General features: G+C 44.3%; 11 protein-coding genes and 1 pseudogene. 6 read left to right on the forward strand and 6 right to left on the reverse strand.

All coding sequences use genetic code 11. The annotated features are described in order from the left end of the window. Positions 1-54 precede the first annotated feature (54 nt). From ptsP to EYR97_RS17955, 6 genes and pseudogenes are all read left to right on the forward strand, one after another. Positions 55-2346 carry a phosphoenolpyruvate--protein phosphotransferase gene (gene ptsP / locus EYR97_RS17930; protein ID WP_131095162.1) on the forward strand — a complete coding sequence of 764 codons (2292 nt, stop codon included), beginning with the start codon at positions 55-57 and terminating at the stop codon, positions 2344-2346. A gap of 104 nt (positions 2347-2450) precedes the next feature. Then, complete coding sequence (locus tag EYR97_RS17935; RefSeq protein ID WP_131095139.1) at positions 2451-3257, forward strand: sulfite exporter TauE/SafE family protein; 807 nt, start codon at positions 2451-2453, stop codon at positions 3255-3257. Positions 3258-3261: 4 nt separating this feature from the next. Next, complete coding sequence (lgt, locus tag EYR97_RS17940) at positions 3262-4074, forward strand: prolipoprotein diacylglyceryl transferase (RefSeq protein WP_131095140.1); 813 nt, start codon at positions 3262-3264, stop codon at positions 4072-4074. An 8-nt stretch (positions 4075-4082) separates the two neighbouring features. Continuing rightward, complete coding sequence (locus EYR97_RS17945) at positions 4083-4916, forward strand: thymidylate synthase (RefSeq protein WP_131095141.1); 834 nt, start codon at positions 4083-4085, stop codon at positions 4914-4916. Between the two features lie 9 nt (positions 4917-4925). Continuing rightward, a pseudogene (locus EYR97_RS17950) lies at positions 4926-5946 on the forward strand (response regulator). Continuing rightward, complete coding sequence (locus EYR97_RS17955) at positions 5943-6929, forward strand: sensor domain-containing diguanylate cyclase (RefSeq protein ID WP_131095142.1); 987 nt, start codon at positions 5943-5945, stop codon at positions 6927-6929. Before EYR97_RS17950 ends, EYR97_RS17955 begins: the two are co-directional and overlap by 4 nt. Positions 6930-6932: 3 nt before the next feature. Here EYR97_RS17955 and EYR97_RS17960 read toward each other — a convergent pair whose 3' ends face one another. The 6 genes from EYR97_RS17960 to rapA form a co-directional block, all read right to left on the reverse strand. Beyond that, positions 6933-9095, reverse strand: coding sequence for a hybrid sensor histidine kinase/response regulator (locus EYR97_RS17960; RefSeq protein WP_131095163.1), 2163 nt, complete (start codon positions 9093-9095; stop codon positions 6933-6935). Positions 9096-9251: 156 nt separating this feature from the next. Beyond that, entirely contained in the window at positions 9252-10562 is a 1311-nt protein-coding gene (locus EYR97_RS17965) for an AmpG family muropeptide MFS transporter (RefSeq protein WP_131095143.1), read from the reverse strand. A 105-nt stretch (positions 10563-10667) separates the two neighbouring features. After that, positions 10668-10991 (reverse strand): hypothetical protein, encoded by a 324-nt coding sequence (locus tag EYR97_RS17970; protein WP_131095144.1) that lies wholly within the window; start codon positions 10989-10991, stop codon positions 10668-10670. Positions 10992-11134: 143 nt separating this feature from the next. After that, entirely contained in the window at positions 11135-12037 is a 903-nt protein-coding gene (locus tag EYR97_RS17975; protein ID WP_131095145.1) for a DUF3530 family protein, read from the reverse strand. A gap of 174 nt (positions 12038-12211) precedes the next feature. Beyond that, entirely contained in the window at positions 12212-12934 is a 723-nt protein-coding gene (rluA, locus tag EYR97_RS17980; protein ID WP_131095146.1) for a bifunctional tRNA pseudouridine(32) synthase/23S rRNA pseudouridine(746) synthase RluA, read from the reverse strand. Further along, a complete protein-coding gene (gene rapA, locus EYR97_RS17985) occupies positions 12934-15777 on the reverse strand; it encodes an RNA polymerase-associated protein RapA (protein WP_131095147.1) in 2844 nt (947 codons plus the stop codon). The genes rluA and rapA overlap by 1 nt, the downstream gene beginning before the upstream one ends. Between the last annotated feature and the right edge of the window lie 19 nt (positions 15778-15796).

Here is a 15796-nt window from a genome sequence, read left to right on the forward strand (position 1 = left end):
TAACCAAGCGTGAATAAGGATAATTGGGTGAGTACGCAAAGCAATACAGGCTCGATGCTAACCACATTAAAACGGATAGTGCAGGAAATGAATCAAATTCCTGCACTTGATACCGCTTTGTTTCGTCTCGCCTCTCGGGTTAAGCAAACCTTAAACGTAGACTCTTGCTCAATTTATTTGGCCGATTACGACGCGCAAGAATTTATTTTAAAAGCTACCGACGGCTTACACCCAGATGCCGTTGAGCAAGTACGTATCGGTTTCTCAGAAGGGCTTATTGGCTTAGTTGGGCAACGGGAAGAGCCGCTGAACATCGTCAATGCACACAGTCACCCACGTTTTAAGCACTACCCTGAAGTGCAAGAAGAAAGCTACAACGCATTCTTAGGTACGCCAATCATTAACCAACGCCGTGTTCTCGGTGTTATAACGCTTCAGCAATCCGAAATGCGCCGCTTTAGCGAAGACGAAGAAGCATTCTTAGTTACACTGGCGGCGCAACTTGCCCTTGAAATTACCAACGCAGATATTCGCGGTGCGTTAATCTTGTCATCGTCACCAGACAGTATTGCCCAACAAAAAAATGTGCGTGGTATTGCAGGGTCGCCCGGACTTGCTATTGGCAAGGGGGTTTCACAAGACAAATCGGTGAATCTAAAGAACTGGGTTGTCAAACATACAAACCAGCCTAGTGAACAGATTCAGTTATATCGCAAAGGTGTGGAAGTTACCCGCAAACACGTGGATGCGCTGTCAAACCGTTTGGATGACGGGATACCTGATGATGTTAAGTCTATTTTCCAGCTTTATCACCATTTGCTCGATGCCAATAGCTTAGGGCGTGAAGTAGAAGAAAAAATTCGCCAGGGGTGGGATGCAGCTTCTTCATTAAAAATGGTGGTAGAAAGCTATGCAGCGCGATTCCAAGCGATGGACGACCCCTACATGCAGGAACGCGCCATTGACATTGTTGACTTGTCTGACCGCATACTTGCGAATATTTTATTTGAAGCAAACGGTCAAAAAGCGTCGGAGAAGACGGTTACTGACGCCAGTATATTAGTGGCACATGAAGTGTCAGCTCCCATGCTAGCTGAATTTCCCCGAGATAAACTCAAAGGTATTATTTCTATAAGAGGGTCGAATAACTCTCACGCAGCAATTCTAGCACGAGCAATGGGTGTGCCCGCGGTAATGGGATGTCAAAACGTGACGCCTTCATTGCTGGAAGACAAAGAAATTTTGCTCGATGGGTATTCAGGGGAAGTGATCGTCTCGCCAGAGCGCAATATTAAAGCCGAATTTATTCAGCTTATTGAAGAAGAATCGGCAATAGCTGAAAAAATTGACGCCGAAGCGGACAAACCTTGTGAAAGCGTTGACGGTTGTCGCATGTCACTTTACATCAACGCCGGGCTATCCGCTGAAGTCGAATTAAACGCAGAGCAAATAGGTGCAGGCGTTGGGTTGTATCGAACTGAAATTCCATTCATGCTTCGCGAGCGCTTTCCTTCTGAACAAGAGCAGGTTGCATTATACCGACAAGTGCTAGAAGCAGCGCCTGATTTGCCTATCACCATGCGTACGCTGGATGTAGGGGGGGATAAACCCCTACCGTACTTTCCTATAAACGAAGAAAACCCATTTCTGGGTTGGCGCGGCATACGTCTTACCCTTGATCACCCTGAAATATTCCTCGTGCAAATTCGCGCTATGCTGCGTGCCAGCATCGGTCTGCAAAATTTACAGATTATGTTGCCAATGATATCCACAGTATCAGAGGTTCAAGAAGCAAAACGGCTAATCAACCAAGCCTTTTTTGAGATATCTGACGAAGTCGCCAGCGACAACAAAACCTTGCACAAGCCTAAACTAGGTATCATGTTGGAAGTTCCTTCTGTGCTTTATCAATTACCTCAATTGGCGAAGTACGTAGATTTCTTCTCTGTGGGCAGCAACGATTTAACCCAGTACTTGCTTGCCGTTGACCGAAACAATACGCGGGTGGCGGGGTTGTATAACAGTTATCACCCTGCGGTACTCGGTGCATTGTATGATGTAGTTGAAAAGGCCAATCAAGCACAGGTGCCTGTCACCATATGCGGAGAGATTGCCGGTGAACCTGCCGGTGCCTTGCTACTTATGGGGATGGGATATCGCCGATTGAGTATGAATGGGTTCAACTTAAGAAAAATTAACTGGCTCATTCGCAAAGTTACTATTGAGGAATGCAAACAATTACTTGCATTGGCTCTTACCTCAGCCAGTCAGGAAGAAGTATTCGTCCACCTAAATGAATACCTTGAAACCAAGGGGTTAGGTGGCCTCATACGAGCAGGTGCTTAGCACCATTCGCTAATTCACAATCAAGGGTGCCATTTGCGGGCAAAATCATGTGCTTCTAAGCGCAATATGATAGGCTTCCGTGCGATGTTTAAGGGGAATAATGTATGGAACCTATGGTTGTCATTTTTCTAGCCTGTTTACTGCTAGGAGCAGTTGTGGGTATTTTGGCTGGTATGCTGGGCATTGGTGGTGGGTTAATCATTGTACCAGCGTTGTCATACCTGCTAGTACACTTTTTGGACATGACAACGGAAAGTGTCATGCCTGTCGCCGTTGCAACATCATTATCCACCATAATATTTACGGGGATGTCATCAGCATTCGCGCATTACAAACTTGGTAATATTAAAGCCAATATCGTCCTGTATACTGGTGTAGGTATCGCCTTTGGGGCAATTATTGGTGCGCAAATCGCCAGTCATATATCGGGGCGAACACTCAAAGATGTGTTTGCCGTATTAGTAATTTTAATAGCTGCCCAAATGATTTTTGGTAAGCAGAAAGCGTCGCAAAATGATGCGTCAAAGATAACTTTGGGTGCGGTTGGTAGTGGTGCCGGCGTACTAAGTGCGTTAATGGGTATTGGCGGCGGAGCGTTATTGGTACCAGCATTAGTTTGGTTTAGAGTAAATGTGCGAATTGCGATAGGATGTGCTGCTTTTAGTGGTTTAATTATTGCCATATTTGGCACAGCGAGTTTTATAATTGCAGGTTGGAACGCAACAGATGTGCCTGAACATAGCATAGGTTATGTTTATTTACCTGCGACTCTGGGGATCGTTGTAACCTCGGTGTTTGCCGCTAATATAGGCGCCAAATTGGGGCAAAAGGTCAATGTACGTATTTTGAAAATGATGCTTGCCTGTTTGCTAGTGCTTGTGAGCATAAGAATGATTTTAGGAATTGAATAATATAATGGAACAGAGCAGTTTTCTGGTTTTTCCCAGTATCGACCCCGTTATTTTTAGTCTTGGTCCGTTAAGTGTGCGTTGGTACGGGTTGATGTATCTGGTGGGGTTCATTGCCGCCTACCTGTTAGCGCAAAAGCGGTTATCACAGACGTCATGGAGTCGCGACCAACTGAGCGACCTATTGTTTTGGAGTTTTGTGGGCGTTATTCTTGGTGGGCGCATTGGCTATGTCTTTTTCTATCAGTTCGGTATGTTCTTGGACGACCCGCTTTATCTCTTTAAAATATGGGCAGGCGGAATGTCGTTCCACGGTGGCTTGCTAGGTGTGTTAACAGCGTTATATTGGCAAGCGAAACGAATGAATACTACCTTCTTGCAATTGGGCGATTTTGTAGCGCCATTGGTGCCCATTGGCTTAGGTGCCGGACGCATCGGTAACTTTTTAAATGCAGAGCTTTGGGGGCGTTCCACAGACGTTCCTTGGGCGGTTATTTTTCCTAATGCTGGCAATGTTCCTCGCCATCCTTCACAGCTATATGAATTTGCATTAGAAGGTGTACTTTTATTTGTGATTCTGTGGCTGTTTTCAGCTAAGAAGCGCCCCGTTGGTGCAGTAAGTGGACTCTTTCTTCTGGGTTATGGGAGCTTTCGTTTTACGGTAGAATACTTTAGAGAACCCGATGCACATATTGGTTTATATCAAATGGGACTAAGCCAAGGGCAACTTCTTTGTTTACCTATGATCGCATTAGGCATAGGATTGATGGTTCGCGCATATATGCGTGGAACAGACCGTATTAAATCAGAAAAAATATAAGAATAACGATGAAAGAATATCTCGCTCTCATGCGCCATGTACGTGATACGGGTGTGAAAAAAGAAGATAGAACAGGCACCGGAACACTCAGTGTATTTGGTTATCAAATGCGCTTTAACCTTCAAGAGGGTTTTCCGTTGGTGACCACCAAGAAATGTCACCTAAAATCAATCATTCATGAATTGCTTTGGTTTCTCAAAGGTGAAACCAATATTGCTTATTTGAAAGAGCATGGCGTGAGTATATGGGATGAGTGGGCCACCGAAGAGGGCGAACTTGGTCCAGTATACGGTCATCAGTGGCGTAGTTGGGATAGAGGTGATGGCACATCTGTCGATCAAATTGCAGAAGTGGTTGAGCAAATAAAAACTAACCCTGACTCACGACGTTTAATCGTAAGTGGTTGGAACCCAGCGGTATTGCCTGATACGCAGTATTCACCGAAAGAAAATGCGGCTATGGGTAAACAGGCGCTGCCACCTTGCCACACGCTGTTCCAGTTTTATGTACTCGACGGCAAATTGAGCTGTCAATTGTATCAACGCAGCGGTGATATTTTCTTAGGTGTGCCTTTCAATATAGCAAGCTATGCTCTGCTGACCATGATGATGGCACAAGTGTGCGATTTAGAGCCGGGTGATTTTATTCATACTCTAGGTGATGCTCACTTGTATTCTAATCATTTAGAGCAGGTAGAGTTACAATTAAGTCGCGAGCCGTTTGCACGCCCTACCATGGCAATAAACCCAGATGTAAAAGATATATTTGGGTTTACCTTCGAAGACTTTGAATTAAAAAACTATCAGTCTCACCCACACATTAAAGCGCCAGTCGCCATATAAGGAGTTACGATGAGTACTCCAATATTAATTTGTGACGACTCCGGTTTTGCAAGGCGCCAAATGGCGCGCAGTATTCCCGATGGTTGGCAGGTGGAGATTTCCTTTGCCGAAAACGGTGCGCAAGCTATCGACCTTATCCGCGAGGGCAAAGGCGATGTGGTTTTTCTCGACCTTAATATGCCTGTTATGGATGGCTATAAAACCATGGAGGTTATTCGCCAAGAAGATCTACCGTGCCTAGTTATCGTTGTGTCTGGTGATGTGCAGCCGCAAGCCAGAGAAAAAACTGATGGCCATGGGGGCGCTAGATTTTATTCGTAAGCCCATCGACAATGAAAAATTAACCAATATTCTCACGTCTTACGGTATATACAATGGCGAGGCGCAGTCCAGTAGTGCAGTGAGTACAATTGATGAAGCTGCCACTGTAGAAGACAAGCTCGATGCATGTCGTGAAATGGTGAATGTTGCAATGGGACGCGCAGGTGAAAGCTTGGCTCAGCTCCTTGGTGAGTTTATCAACTTACCTATTCCGAATGTTAATCTGATTGAAAGCAATGAGTTGTCGATGGCAGTTGCGGAAATTAATCGCAACGACCGCGTGTCTGCCGTATCAAAGGGCTTTATTAGTGAAGGAATAAGTGGAGAGGCGCTGGTTATATTCAACGATACTAACTCTCAAAACATTGTAGAGCTTTTAAAGTATCCGCCTTCAGAGTCACCTGAAAGACTGGCGTTAGAGGCACTGATGGATGTGTCTAATATTCTTATTGGTGCTTGTCTTAATGGCCTTTCTGAACAATTAAGCGTGGCGTTTAGTCACACGCATCCTGTACTACTTGGCCAGCACAAGGGGTTATCGACCCTGTTGAGTGACAACGTGCAGCGCTGGGGTAAGCTAATGGCTATCGAAATAGGTTATGCCATTAAAGCACGTGATATCTCGTTTGATTTATTACTCCTGTTCCCTGGTGACGCTATCAATCAAATCTACGCTCGCCTAATACATGACGACAAGGACAGTCTATGAACAGCCACACTAATACGCCAACGTCTTCTTCGCTCTTAGGCAACTTGCCATTTCCAGCAGAGTTATTTAACTCTATTGAAGTGGGCATTGTTATCTTGGATGGTGATTTCAAGGTACAGATGTGGAATAAGTTCATGGAAAACCACGGTGGTAAACGCTCTGGTGAAATTGTCGGGCACAGCTTATTTACCCACTTTCCTGAGATAGAGGAGCAGTGGTTACGCACGAAAGTTGACCCTGTATTCAATCTGAAAAGCCCTGTATTCATTATATGGGAGCAGCGACCTTACTTATTTAAATTTGGTTGTAATCGACCGGTGACATGTGCTGCAGAGCACATGTACCAGAACGTGACTATGTTTCCGATAGTTGATGATCATGGAAATGTGAGCCAATTTTGCATGTTGGTTTACGATGTGACCGAACAGGCACTCGGAAAATTGGGGATGGAAATGCTCAATGGTGAGTTGGAAACCGCAAGTCGCGTAGATGGTCTTACGGGGTTGTACAATCGCCGGTATTGGCAAGAGCGCTTTGATGAAGTCTTTAAATTGTGTGTACGCCGAGATAAGCCCAGCACCGCAATGATGTTAGATATTGACCACTTCAAGCGCATCAACGATACCTATGGTCACCAAGCGGGTGACAAAGTAATAAAAATGCTAGCGGCATTGATCAAACGCTGTATTCGAGAAACTGATTTGGCAGGGCGTTATGGTGGCGAGGAGTTTGCTATTATCTTGACTGACTCGTCGGTAGATGACGCTAAAATTGTGGCTGAGCGCATTCGTCAACTTGCACAACGTTTGATGGTAGAACACGAAGGCGAAACCATTCAATTTACGGTTAGTCTCGGGTTGGCACAGTTTGACCCTGAGTTTTCTTCGGCTATGGCGTGGCTCGAATTAGCCGATCAAGCTTTATATACTGCAAAGCAAAACGGTCGTAATCAATTCCGAGTTTTTGCGCCAGCATTGGCATAGTGATTATAGTGCCAGCTTCAAGGTATTTTTCAATTCTTGAAACGTTACAGGTTTAACTAAGTGATAGCGAATTCCTGCCTGTAACGACGCTTCCTTATCGTTGCGTCTAGCATTGGCCGTTAGCGCAATTATAGGTAGCAAAGGGTGGCGCTCCTTAACAATTTTGGCTACTTCCAATCCGTTGATATCAGGTAAGTTGATATCGAGCAGCAAACATTCAAACTCGTTCTCATTGGTTTGGACTATCGCTTCTTCACCTGTGTAGCAAACTGTTACCTCATGCCCCATGCAAGAAAGCATGTATTGAACCATTTCAGCATTAATTGGTTCATCTTCCACTACGAGTATTTTGGCTTTTTTAACATCGACAATCGCTTTAGCCTTTTGGGTTGCTAGTTGGTGTAAGGTATCAACAAAGCGATATTTATCTATTGGCTTCACAAAACTTTGAAATATAGATAAATCCGTATTGGCAACAATATTGGCGATATCAGGTGTAGCGGAAAGTACAATGATGGGAGGAATACGCTCACCGAAAATGGCGTGCAGTGTTTTTACTAGCTCCAATCCTGTCATACCAGGCATATACAGGTCAGCAATAATTGCTGTAAATTGAAGTACATCATCGTGCAAGTTGAGTAGTTCTGCACCTGATGAAAACGTGCGTGCACTATACCCTTGTGTGGTGATCATAGCGTGTAAATGAAGTCTCGAAATTTCTAAATCGTCGACAATGGCAAATTTCGCATTAGATACGTGAACTGCTTTGGCAGGTGGTATTTCAACGGGTTTAATGGGAAACAAAATTTTGAATTCAGAACCTACGTTTAATGTACTTGTTACGGTTACGGTACCGCCTAGCTTATCGAGACTGTGTTTCGCCACTGACAGACCAATACCCGCCCCCGCAAACTTTTTACTACTAGAATGATTACCCCTGTAGAATTTGTCGAAAATTTTTGTTTGTGCTTCATCGTTAATGCCGATACCAGTATCACTAATGATAACAACCAGAAAAACGCCGCGGTTTTTAACTTGTGTAGTAATAGTGACATCAATTAACCCATTAGCAGTGAATTTAACGGCATTTTCCAACACATTAGTAATAACCTTCGATATCGCCGTGGGATCAGATTCAATGTAATGGGGCACACTGTGGCTGCAGTGCATATTGAAGTCGACTTTTTTATCTTTAAGTGCGACCGAGAATGGAGATATGCATTCATCCAGCAAACTGATCAAATCTAATTGCTGAAATAGCAAATCATCTTCTACATTATCGGTTAATAATTCGGTGAGATTATTGGTGAGATTTAATAGCCGGTAACTGGATTGTTCCGCTTGCTGAATCAGGCGCTCCTGGTGCGCTTTCATATTGGGTATTAACTCAAGGGCACTAATAATGGCGCTAATCGGTGCACGAAACTCGTGACTAATAAGCTGCAAGAATTCTTTCTTGTGTGTAGCGTCACTTTCTACCATTGCAACGCGTAAATGGGAACGGGTGAGTTTAGTAACGCGCTTGTGAGAGTGACTTTTATAAAACAACCATGTAAATAACTGTAAAAGTGCTAAAGAGAGTAATGAAAAAAACAATATCAACACAAGTTGCTGACGGCGATTAGATATCTCATCTATTAGTGATTGTTCTTCTACCTGCATGGCGTTGATCATTGGCGTAAGTGTAAAGCCTGCATCTAGTAAGCTGATTACCTGCTCTTTTGGTACTTGTTTTAACGTAAATAGAAGAAGCAAAATATCTTGTACGACCCCGTGAGCTGAATCCCTATTTAAATTTGCTAATTTGATTTCAAAATTTTGAAAAGACAGTTCTTTGGGTACAAAGTGAGGGTCGATGTCTTGACTGAAGTATGCTTCAATCATGCTGTAGGTGGCTGATATATCTTTTTGTATTTGATTAAGCGCAGGAACGCTCCTCGCTGATTGGTAGTGATTTAAATGCTGCTCAGTGGCAACAATGTAATCTTCTAATTGGCTACGGGCCTTCAAAGCCAAAAGTGCTGTGTGTTGCAGGTTTAATGTATAGATCATCATGAGCAAGGTAATGACTACAATGATCCAAGTCGCGACTTTTATCTTAGAGTAAGCAAATGCGCGACTGATTAATTTGGATTGTCGACGAGAATTATTCACATTGGTTGTCAACGTAGCAGTTCCTTGCTTTTGTATTGCCACCTAAATTAGCCAGAAATACTGCATGACAAACACCAAAGGTTAGCAGGCTTTACTCCTGCCTCTTATGCATCTGGCACCCTTGCTCTTTAACTGTAGATAATTTACACGGACTTGCAAGGGGCGTTGTTAATTATTTGAACATTCAACTTTTTTTATGTCTTCCCGAATGCTGTATAAAAAGCAAAGGCTTGGTATCACCATTAGGGCTGTACATACAAAGAATAAACTCCAGTTTCCATCCAATGCGTCAACAAAAAGCCCACTACTCGATGCCACTAGTGTGCGACCAGCTACACTCAGTGATGCCATCAGTGCATATTGGGTGGCACTGAATGCGCGATTACACAGTAAGGAAATAAAGGCCACCATGGCTACCGTGCTCCAAGCACCGGTAAACCCATCAACAATAACGGTTACAGCCAATAGTGAAGTAGAAGGGCCAGTCTGCGCTATAACCGCGAAAAGCAAGTTAGAAGCTGCCATCGCAATACCGGCAATCATAAGGCCTTTATAGATGCCATAACGGATATTGACGATACCGCCTAGAATGGAAAAGAGAATTGTTACCCACCAATTTAGCAGTTTTGAGTACGTGGCAATGTCACTATTGGAAAATCCGACTTCCTTGTAAAATACAATGCTCATTCTTCCCAAAAACGCTTCACCTATCTTAAATAGGAAGATAAATAGTAAAAAAGACGCGGCTAACTTCACGCCATTTCTACTGAAAAATTCTGCGAAAGGGGTAACTAGGGTCGATTTCAACCAATACCCCAGTGAAGATTGTGTTGATTGCTTATGGCTAACACGGTCAAGCAGTGCTTCTCTGTCTACGATTGGCTCTTGGGTAAAGAGTGTGGCGAGCATAAGTAACAGCATAAAGCCCGCCAGTAATAAATACATGCTTGGCCAAGTCCAGGTAGTCATGTCGGCGAGGAAGAAAGGAATAGCGCCCAACCCTCCGTAGCCAGTCCACCAACCCGCGGTAGCAACAGATGAGGCGGCAGACATACCATCTCTATCATTTTCTGCAATGGTATCTATTCTGAAACCGTCTATAGCAATATCTTGGGTGGCTGACGCAATGGCAATAAAAAGCCCGACAAGGGCCACGTAATACAAGTCGCTTTCAGCGCGCAATAAAGACATGGTTAAACAGCACATAACAATCAAACTTTGCATGGCGAATATCCAACCTCGACGCTGCCCAAGCATAGGGGGCTTGAGTTTGTCCACCAAGGGAGACCACAAAAAATTGAACGAGTAAGTGGCGAAAATCATGCCGAATAAGCCTATGGCAGAACGTGATAGCCCTTCATCTTTCAGCCAAGCAGAAAGGACCGAGCCAATCATTATCCACGGAAAGCCGCTTGATACACCGAAGAAGAAGATACTTAAAAAGCGTTTGTCGTTATAGGTTTTGATTGCAGCTAACAAGAATTCCGCCTTTGGCCAAGTCGCAAAAACAATATTGAGCCACGATAGGGCGTGTTTAGCAACAAGCAATCTTATGTTGCTACTTCAAGAATAGAAAAAGAAAAGTTACGGGCGTACACCAACACAGTCTAGCGGACAGTGACCTAATCCTTCTAAGTAGCTTACGCAATTTTTGAGCTCGTCAATAAGATACTCATCATGCATGAGTTTGTCTTCTCCCCAATAATGCACTTGGTGCAACAGGTGCCAAAAGACGCGCTCTTTTGGTGTGTAAGGCTGTGTCAATGTGTAATCAATCTGGCCCCACTCTTCCATACTATCCCAGAAGAATAGTTCTAGCTCTTCCAGAGGAAGCTCTCCTAGCCAGAATGCTTTCAAATAAAAACACAGTTGCTTCGCTTTACTATCTACAAAATATTGAACAGTCACGAGGAACCCAACCGTATTTGCTTGGTGTATTTATTATAGTTCATAACCATCTTACTGCTTAATTAGAGGGTACTGCTTTTTTATTAGCAATTACTAGGTAATTGTTTTGGGTGCTAATTTAGCCTATACCCTGAAAACAAAAATTACCAGCCAAGATAGCGAGTCCATCCAATTGTACTGCTTGCAACAAGTTGAATATGTGGTGGTTTTTGATTTTGATTGGCGCTTATCGCCAACACATGTGTGGGGATAATAATTTGTCGGTAGTGAATCTTCAATGCATTTTGAGCACTAATTCTTCGTCTGTCTAGCGTATCTTGTGTCCAATCGTTAAACCCTTCCAAAGAAAGGTCAAGCAGTGGATATTCGGCTTGCGCAATGTTGTCTATGATGAGGTCGTTTACAGTGGTATCAGGCCAGAAAGGTGAAATTGCAATTAACGTATCAGGGTGAAGTGTCTCTTGGTCTTTGGTAACTGCAAGGTAAGTTGCCGCCAGCATGCCTTGAGCAATGACCATGCGATAGCCTTGCCTTCCTTGTAGATAATTGTTAAGAGCATTCAGTTGAAGTGCAAGCTGTGTAGATGTAGCGTCGAAATCGAGGTATTGGGTTAGCTGGTTACTGCGTGGATGGATTTTATTGGCAGCTTGTTGCTCTGGCGAGCTCGTTGCTAGGCTGTCTGTTGATGAATTTGCAACTGATGAGTCACCTTGTGTATCAGCGTCAATGACATCCTTGGTAGGCAAATTAAAAGGGCTTAGCACCACATTCCAACCTTTTTCAGACAATAACTGCGCCAACGTATTGCCCTGTGCCAATGTTAAGCTGGAAGGAAAGGGTTCTGTTAGCAGGACTGCTGTACCTAACGGGAGTGGTGTATGAGCCTCTAATTCAATAACGGGAATGGTTAACTCACCGGCGAGCAACTCTTTCACCTCTCCGGGCAAATAGGCGTTGCTAATATCTGTGAAAAAGTCGTTCGACGCACGCACCGATATTGATAAAAGCAACGTTATTAACAGAAAGGTAAAAGCGCGTAGTTTCATCGACTATTCGTGACCTCAAAATGATGAATAAAAGGATACTTTTAGTGTATCGGCACAAGAATAGAAATCTACACTCATTTACTACACCCTGAGAGGGTAGACTCCTATGCGGATTGCCATTAGCCCTTGGGCTAGTTTTTATTTCATCGACATATACAACGAACTACCACGTTGTTATGCTTCGGTAGTTTCGTCTGAAAGCGGCTCGGGACAATAATTGGAAAACGGAAGCTTACTATTAAATATAAGCCATTCGTTTTTTGTCGGGTGTGTAAGGCACAAACTCTCAGCATGTAGTTGTAAACGAGGCGCCATGGCCAGCGCATCTGCATGTGCATAGAGACGGTCGCCTAGAATGGGGTGCCCCAATGCAAGCATGTGCACTCGTAATTGGTGCGAACGCCCTGTGATTGGATGTAACGCAACTAAGGTGAATGGACGATTTTCGCCATCATTTGTGCGCTCAATCACCTCAAAACGCGTACATGCTGGCTTGCCGCGTTCATGGTCAACCATTTGTTTGGGGCGGTTCGGCCAATCGCAAATAAGTGGTAATTCTACTTTTCCACTGTCTTGTAACACGTGACCATATACCTTTGCGAAATAGCGTTTCTTCGTTTGGCGAAACTCAAATTGTTTGGATATATTGCGATGACTGTCTTTGTTTAGCGCAAGCACTATCAAACCCGATGTGGCCATGTCTAACCTATGTACAACGGTTGCCGTTGGATATACACGGTTGACCCGAGTAATAAGTGCATCGCGGTGCTCTAAGGCTTTACCGGGTACGCTTAAAAGGCCACTGGGTTTTTGCATTACTAGCATGTCCTCATCTCGATAAAGAAAATCGAGATAAGGTGTTAGTGGAGGATTATAAACAAAGTCAGGGTTAGCCATTATGGATTGTTCACCACAATGCGAAGCGCATCTAATTGCACATCGGCACTTTGAATGACTTTATCCAGCGCATTCATTTGCATCTCTATAAACTCAATTTCACTGTCACGCACCGCTGGGTTGCGTTTTTGCAGATCTTTAAGTCGTTGTATTTCTGCGTTTAGCGTATTGTGCATGGTAGCAAGCGCATCGTGCTGTTTTTGATTGGCTTGCTGGTGGGCCAACTTGCGTGCTTTTTCAATAGCCAATTCCAAAGGTTGCTGCAGCGCTTTGATAAGTTGAGCTGATATCTTTCTTCCCACCTTGCGTTTCACATCAAAGCTTAAGTCTGACGCTTTACCTTGTGCATCTAGACAAATTCTAACCGGTGTTTGAGGCAAGAAGCGGCCCAGCTGCAAAGATTTAGGCGCTTGGGCGTGCAATACGAAAAGCGCTTCAACCCAATAAGCACCTTTAGGCAGTGAAGGTTCGGCAATAAAACCAATGCTACTTTTGCCATGAACATCTGTCAGTACAACGTCTATTGCTGTATGAACAAGTGGGTGATCCCAGCTCAAAAACTGGACATTTTCCAAAGTGGTGGCAACACGACGTTTGTACGTTACCGTCATACCCTCTGGGTCGAGCCCCGGCAATTGACTTACCATCGATTCCGTTGGCATCAAGATAAAACAGTCATTACCTTTCTCGTCTTGTTGCACGCCAATTGCATCGAATACTCTGCCCATAAATCGTGACAAGTCTTGCTCGCTATCTAACGTGATGATGTCTTCAAGTAATTGTTCTACCCGTCCTTCACCTGAAGCGTTTAATTCAAGCAAGCGGTCACGGCCGGCTTCTAACTGTGCGACTAATTGACTGTTTAAGGTAACGCTCATGTTTACTAGGTCGTTACGCGCACTGCTATCATCTGGGTGCAAACATGCACCAATGAGAATGGGCTTAACATCCTCAAAAACCCCTGAACCCGTTGGACAGGTTTTTTCAAAGGCGTTTAGGCCTTCGTGGTACCAATCTAACAATACGTGCTGGGCTGTTTTGGCAAGGTAAGGCACGTGAATTTGTACGGTTTGGGTTTGACCAATACGATCTAAACGTCCAATTCGCTGTTCTAATAAGTCCGGCGTAATGGGTAAATCAAATAACACCAAATGATGTGCGAATTGAAAGTTTCGTCCTTCACTGCCAATTTCACTACACAGTAAAATTTGCGCACCGTCTTCTTCATCGGCAAAGTAATGGGCAGCCTTATCGCGCTCAACTATACTCATTCCTTCGTGGAATACGCTGTGACGAATACCTGTTTGCGTGCGGATAACTTCACCGAGCTGTTGAGCGGTGCGAGCACTTGCGCAAATAAGCAGTATTTTCTCTGGCTTTACGTCCTGCATAAAGTTAAGTAACCACGACACGCGAGGATCCTGCTTAGTCCAGCTATTTACCACACTAGCCATGCGCTCTGGGTATAAAGAATAGGTTAGGTCGCCGCCTTTCACAGCTTCGCTATACACCTCAGGAAGAGGCAGTTCATAGGCATTTAACTTACGCTCAGGAAACCCTTCAATGTTTGCACGGCGGTTCCTAAACAACATGCGTCCTGTACCGTGACAGTCGATAAGTTGGTGTAGCAAGTTGTGGCGATTTTCTGCGTTTGTTAGGTCGCCGGCGTGTGCCATAACATCAGGGGCAAACTCTTTTAGCTTGGCCTGTTGTTTTTCATTGGGCTCGGCATCTGATAAAAGCGGTGCTACCGCATCGGCTAATTGACTGTACTTTGACTCTTCTTCTAAGAACGCGTCGTAGCTGTGGAAGCGGGCAGAGTCTAATAAGCGCAAACGCGCAAAATGACTTTCATGACCTAGTTGATCAGGCGTTGCGGTGAGCAGTAATACGCCCGGGGTTTGACTCGCCAATGCTTCTACGCATAAATACTCAGCAGATGGAGCATCACTTGACCAAGCAAGATGGTGCGCTTCATCAACGACCATCAAATCCCAGCTTGCCGATTGAATTTGCTGCTGTCGTTTGGGGTTTTGACTCAAGAAGTCAATGCTACACAGTACCAGTTGATCATTCTCAAATGGATTTACCTCACCATTTTCAGATGCTTCACTTTCTTCAAGTGCTTCGCAGCGACTTTCATCATAAATTGCAAACGGCAAATTTACGCGGCGTAGCATTTCGACTAACCACTGATGAACTAATGAGTCAGGTACTAAAATGAGAATGCGTTCAGCTCGGCCGGTTTTGATTTGCTGGTGAATGATTAGCGCAGCTTCAATGGTTTTACCCAATCCTACTTCATCGGCCAATAACACACGTGGCGCATGACGGCCGCCAACTTCAGAGGCAATGTGAAGCTGGTGCGGAATAAGTGAAATTCGTGCGCCAGCTAACCCAATGGTATTGGAACGCAGGTAGTCATATTGGTAATCGAGTGCGCGCTCGCGCAGGTCAAACCATTTAGGGTGGTCAAGTTGCTGACTGAATAAGCGCTTTTCAGGTTGGTTAAGGCGAATGTGATGGTCAAGCATGGTTTCAGGCAAGCGAGCATCGGCTTTTGTGTCTTCACGTAAGCCGTGATAAATGAATACACCCTGACTTTCTTCCTTTTCCGTGATAGTCATTTCCCAGCCATCTTGGCTTTTTACTGTCTCACCAATTTCAAAAACAAGGCGGGTTAATGGCGCTTCTTGCTTGGTATAAATACGTGCATCACCTGTTGCTGGATAGAGGACTTCCACTGAGCGAAAATCGACGCCAATAATGGCTCCCAAACCCAATTCGGTTTCTGTATTACTTAACCAACGCTGACCAACTGAAAATTGACTATCTGAACTCATAAATCACCAACCTTTTTTA

Origin of the sequence: Alteromonas sp. KUL42 (assembly GCF_006538325.1) — a bacterium.
GTDB lineage: Bacteria > Pseudomonadota > Gammaproteobacteria > Enterobacterales > Alteromonadaceae > Alteromonas.

Bases quoted from the DNA above. Each gene is read 5' to 3' on its own strand.
- lgt (WP_131095140.1), top strand. From the start codon at position 3,262: ATGGAACAGAGCAGTTTTCTGGTTTTTCCCAGTATCGACCCCGTTATT.
- rluA (WP_131095146.1), bottom strand. From the start codon at position 12,934: ATGGCTAACCCTGACTTTGTTTATAATCCTCCACTAACACCTTATCTC.
- EYR97_RS17955 (WP_131095142.1), top strand. From the start codon at position 5,943: ATGAACAGCCACACTAATACGCCAACGTCTTCTTCGCTCTTAGGCAAC.
- EYR97_RS17975 (WP_131095145.1), bottom strand. From the start codon at position 12,037: ATGAAACTACGCGCTTTTACCTTTCTGTTAATAACGTTGCTTTTATCA.
- EYR97_RS17945 (WP_131095141.1), top strand. From the start codon at position 4,083: ATGAAAGAATATCTCGCTCTCATGCGCCATGTACGTGATACGGGTGTG.
- EYR97_RS17935 (WP_131095139.1), top strand. From the start codon at position 2,451: ATGGAACCTATGGTTGTCATTTTTCTAGCCTGTTTACTGCTAGGAGCA.
- ptsP (WP_131095162.1), top strand. From the start codon at position 55: ATGCTAACCACATTAAAACGGATAGTGCAGGAAATGAATCAAATTCCT.
- rapA (WP_131095147.1), bottom strand. From the start codon at position 15,777: ATGAGTTCAGATAGTCAATTTTCAGTTGGTCAGCGTTGGTTAAGTAAT.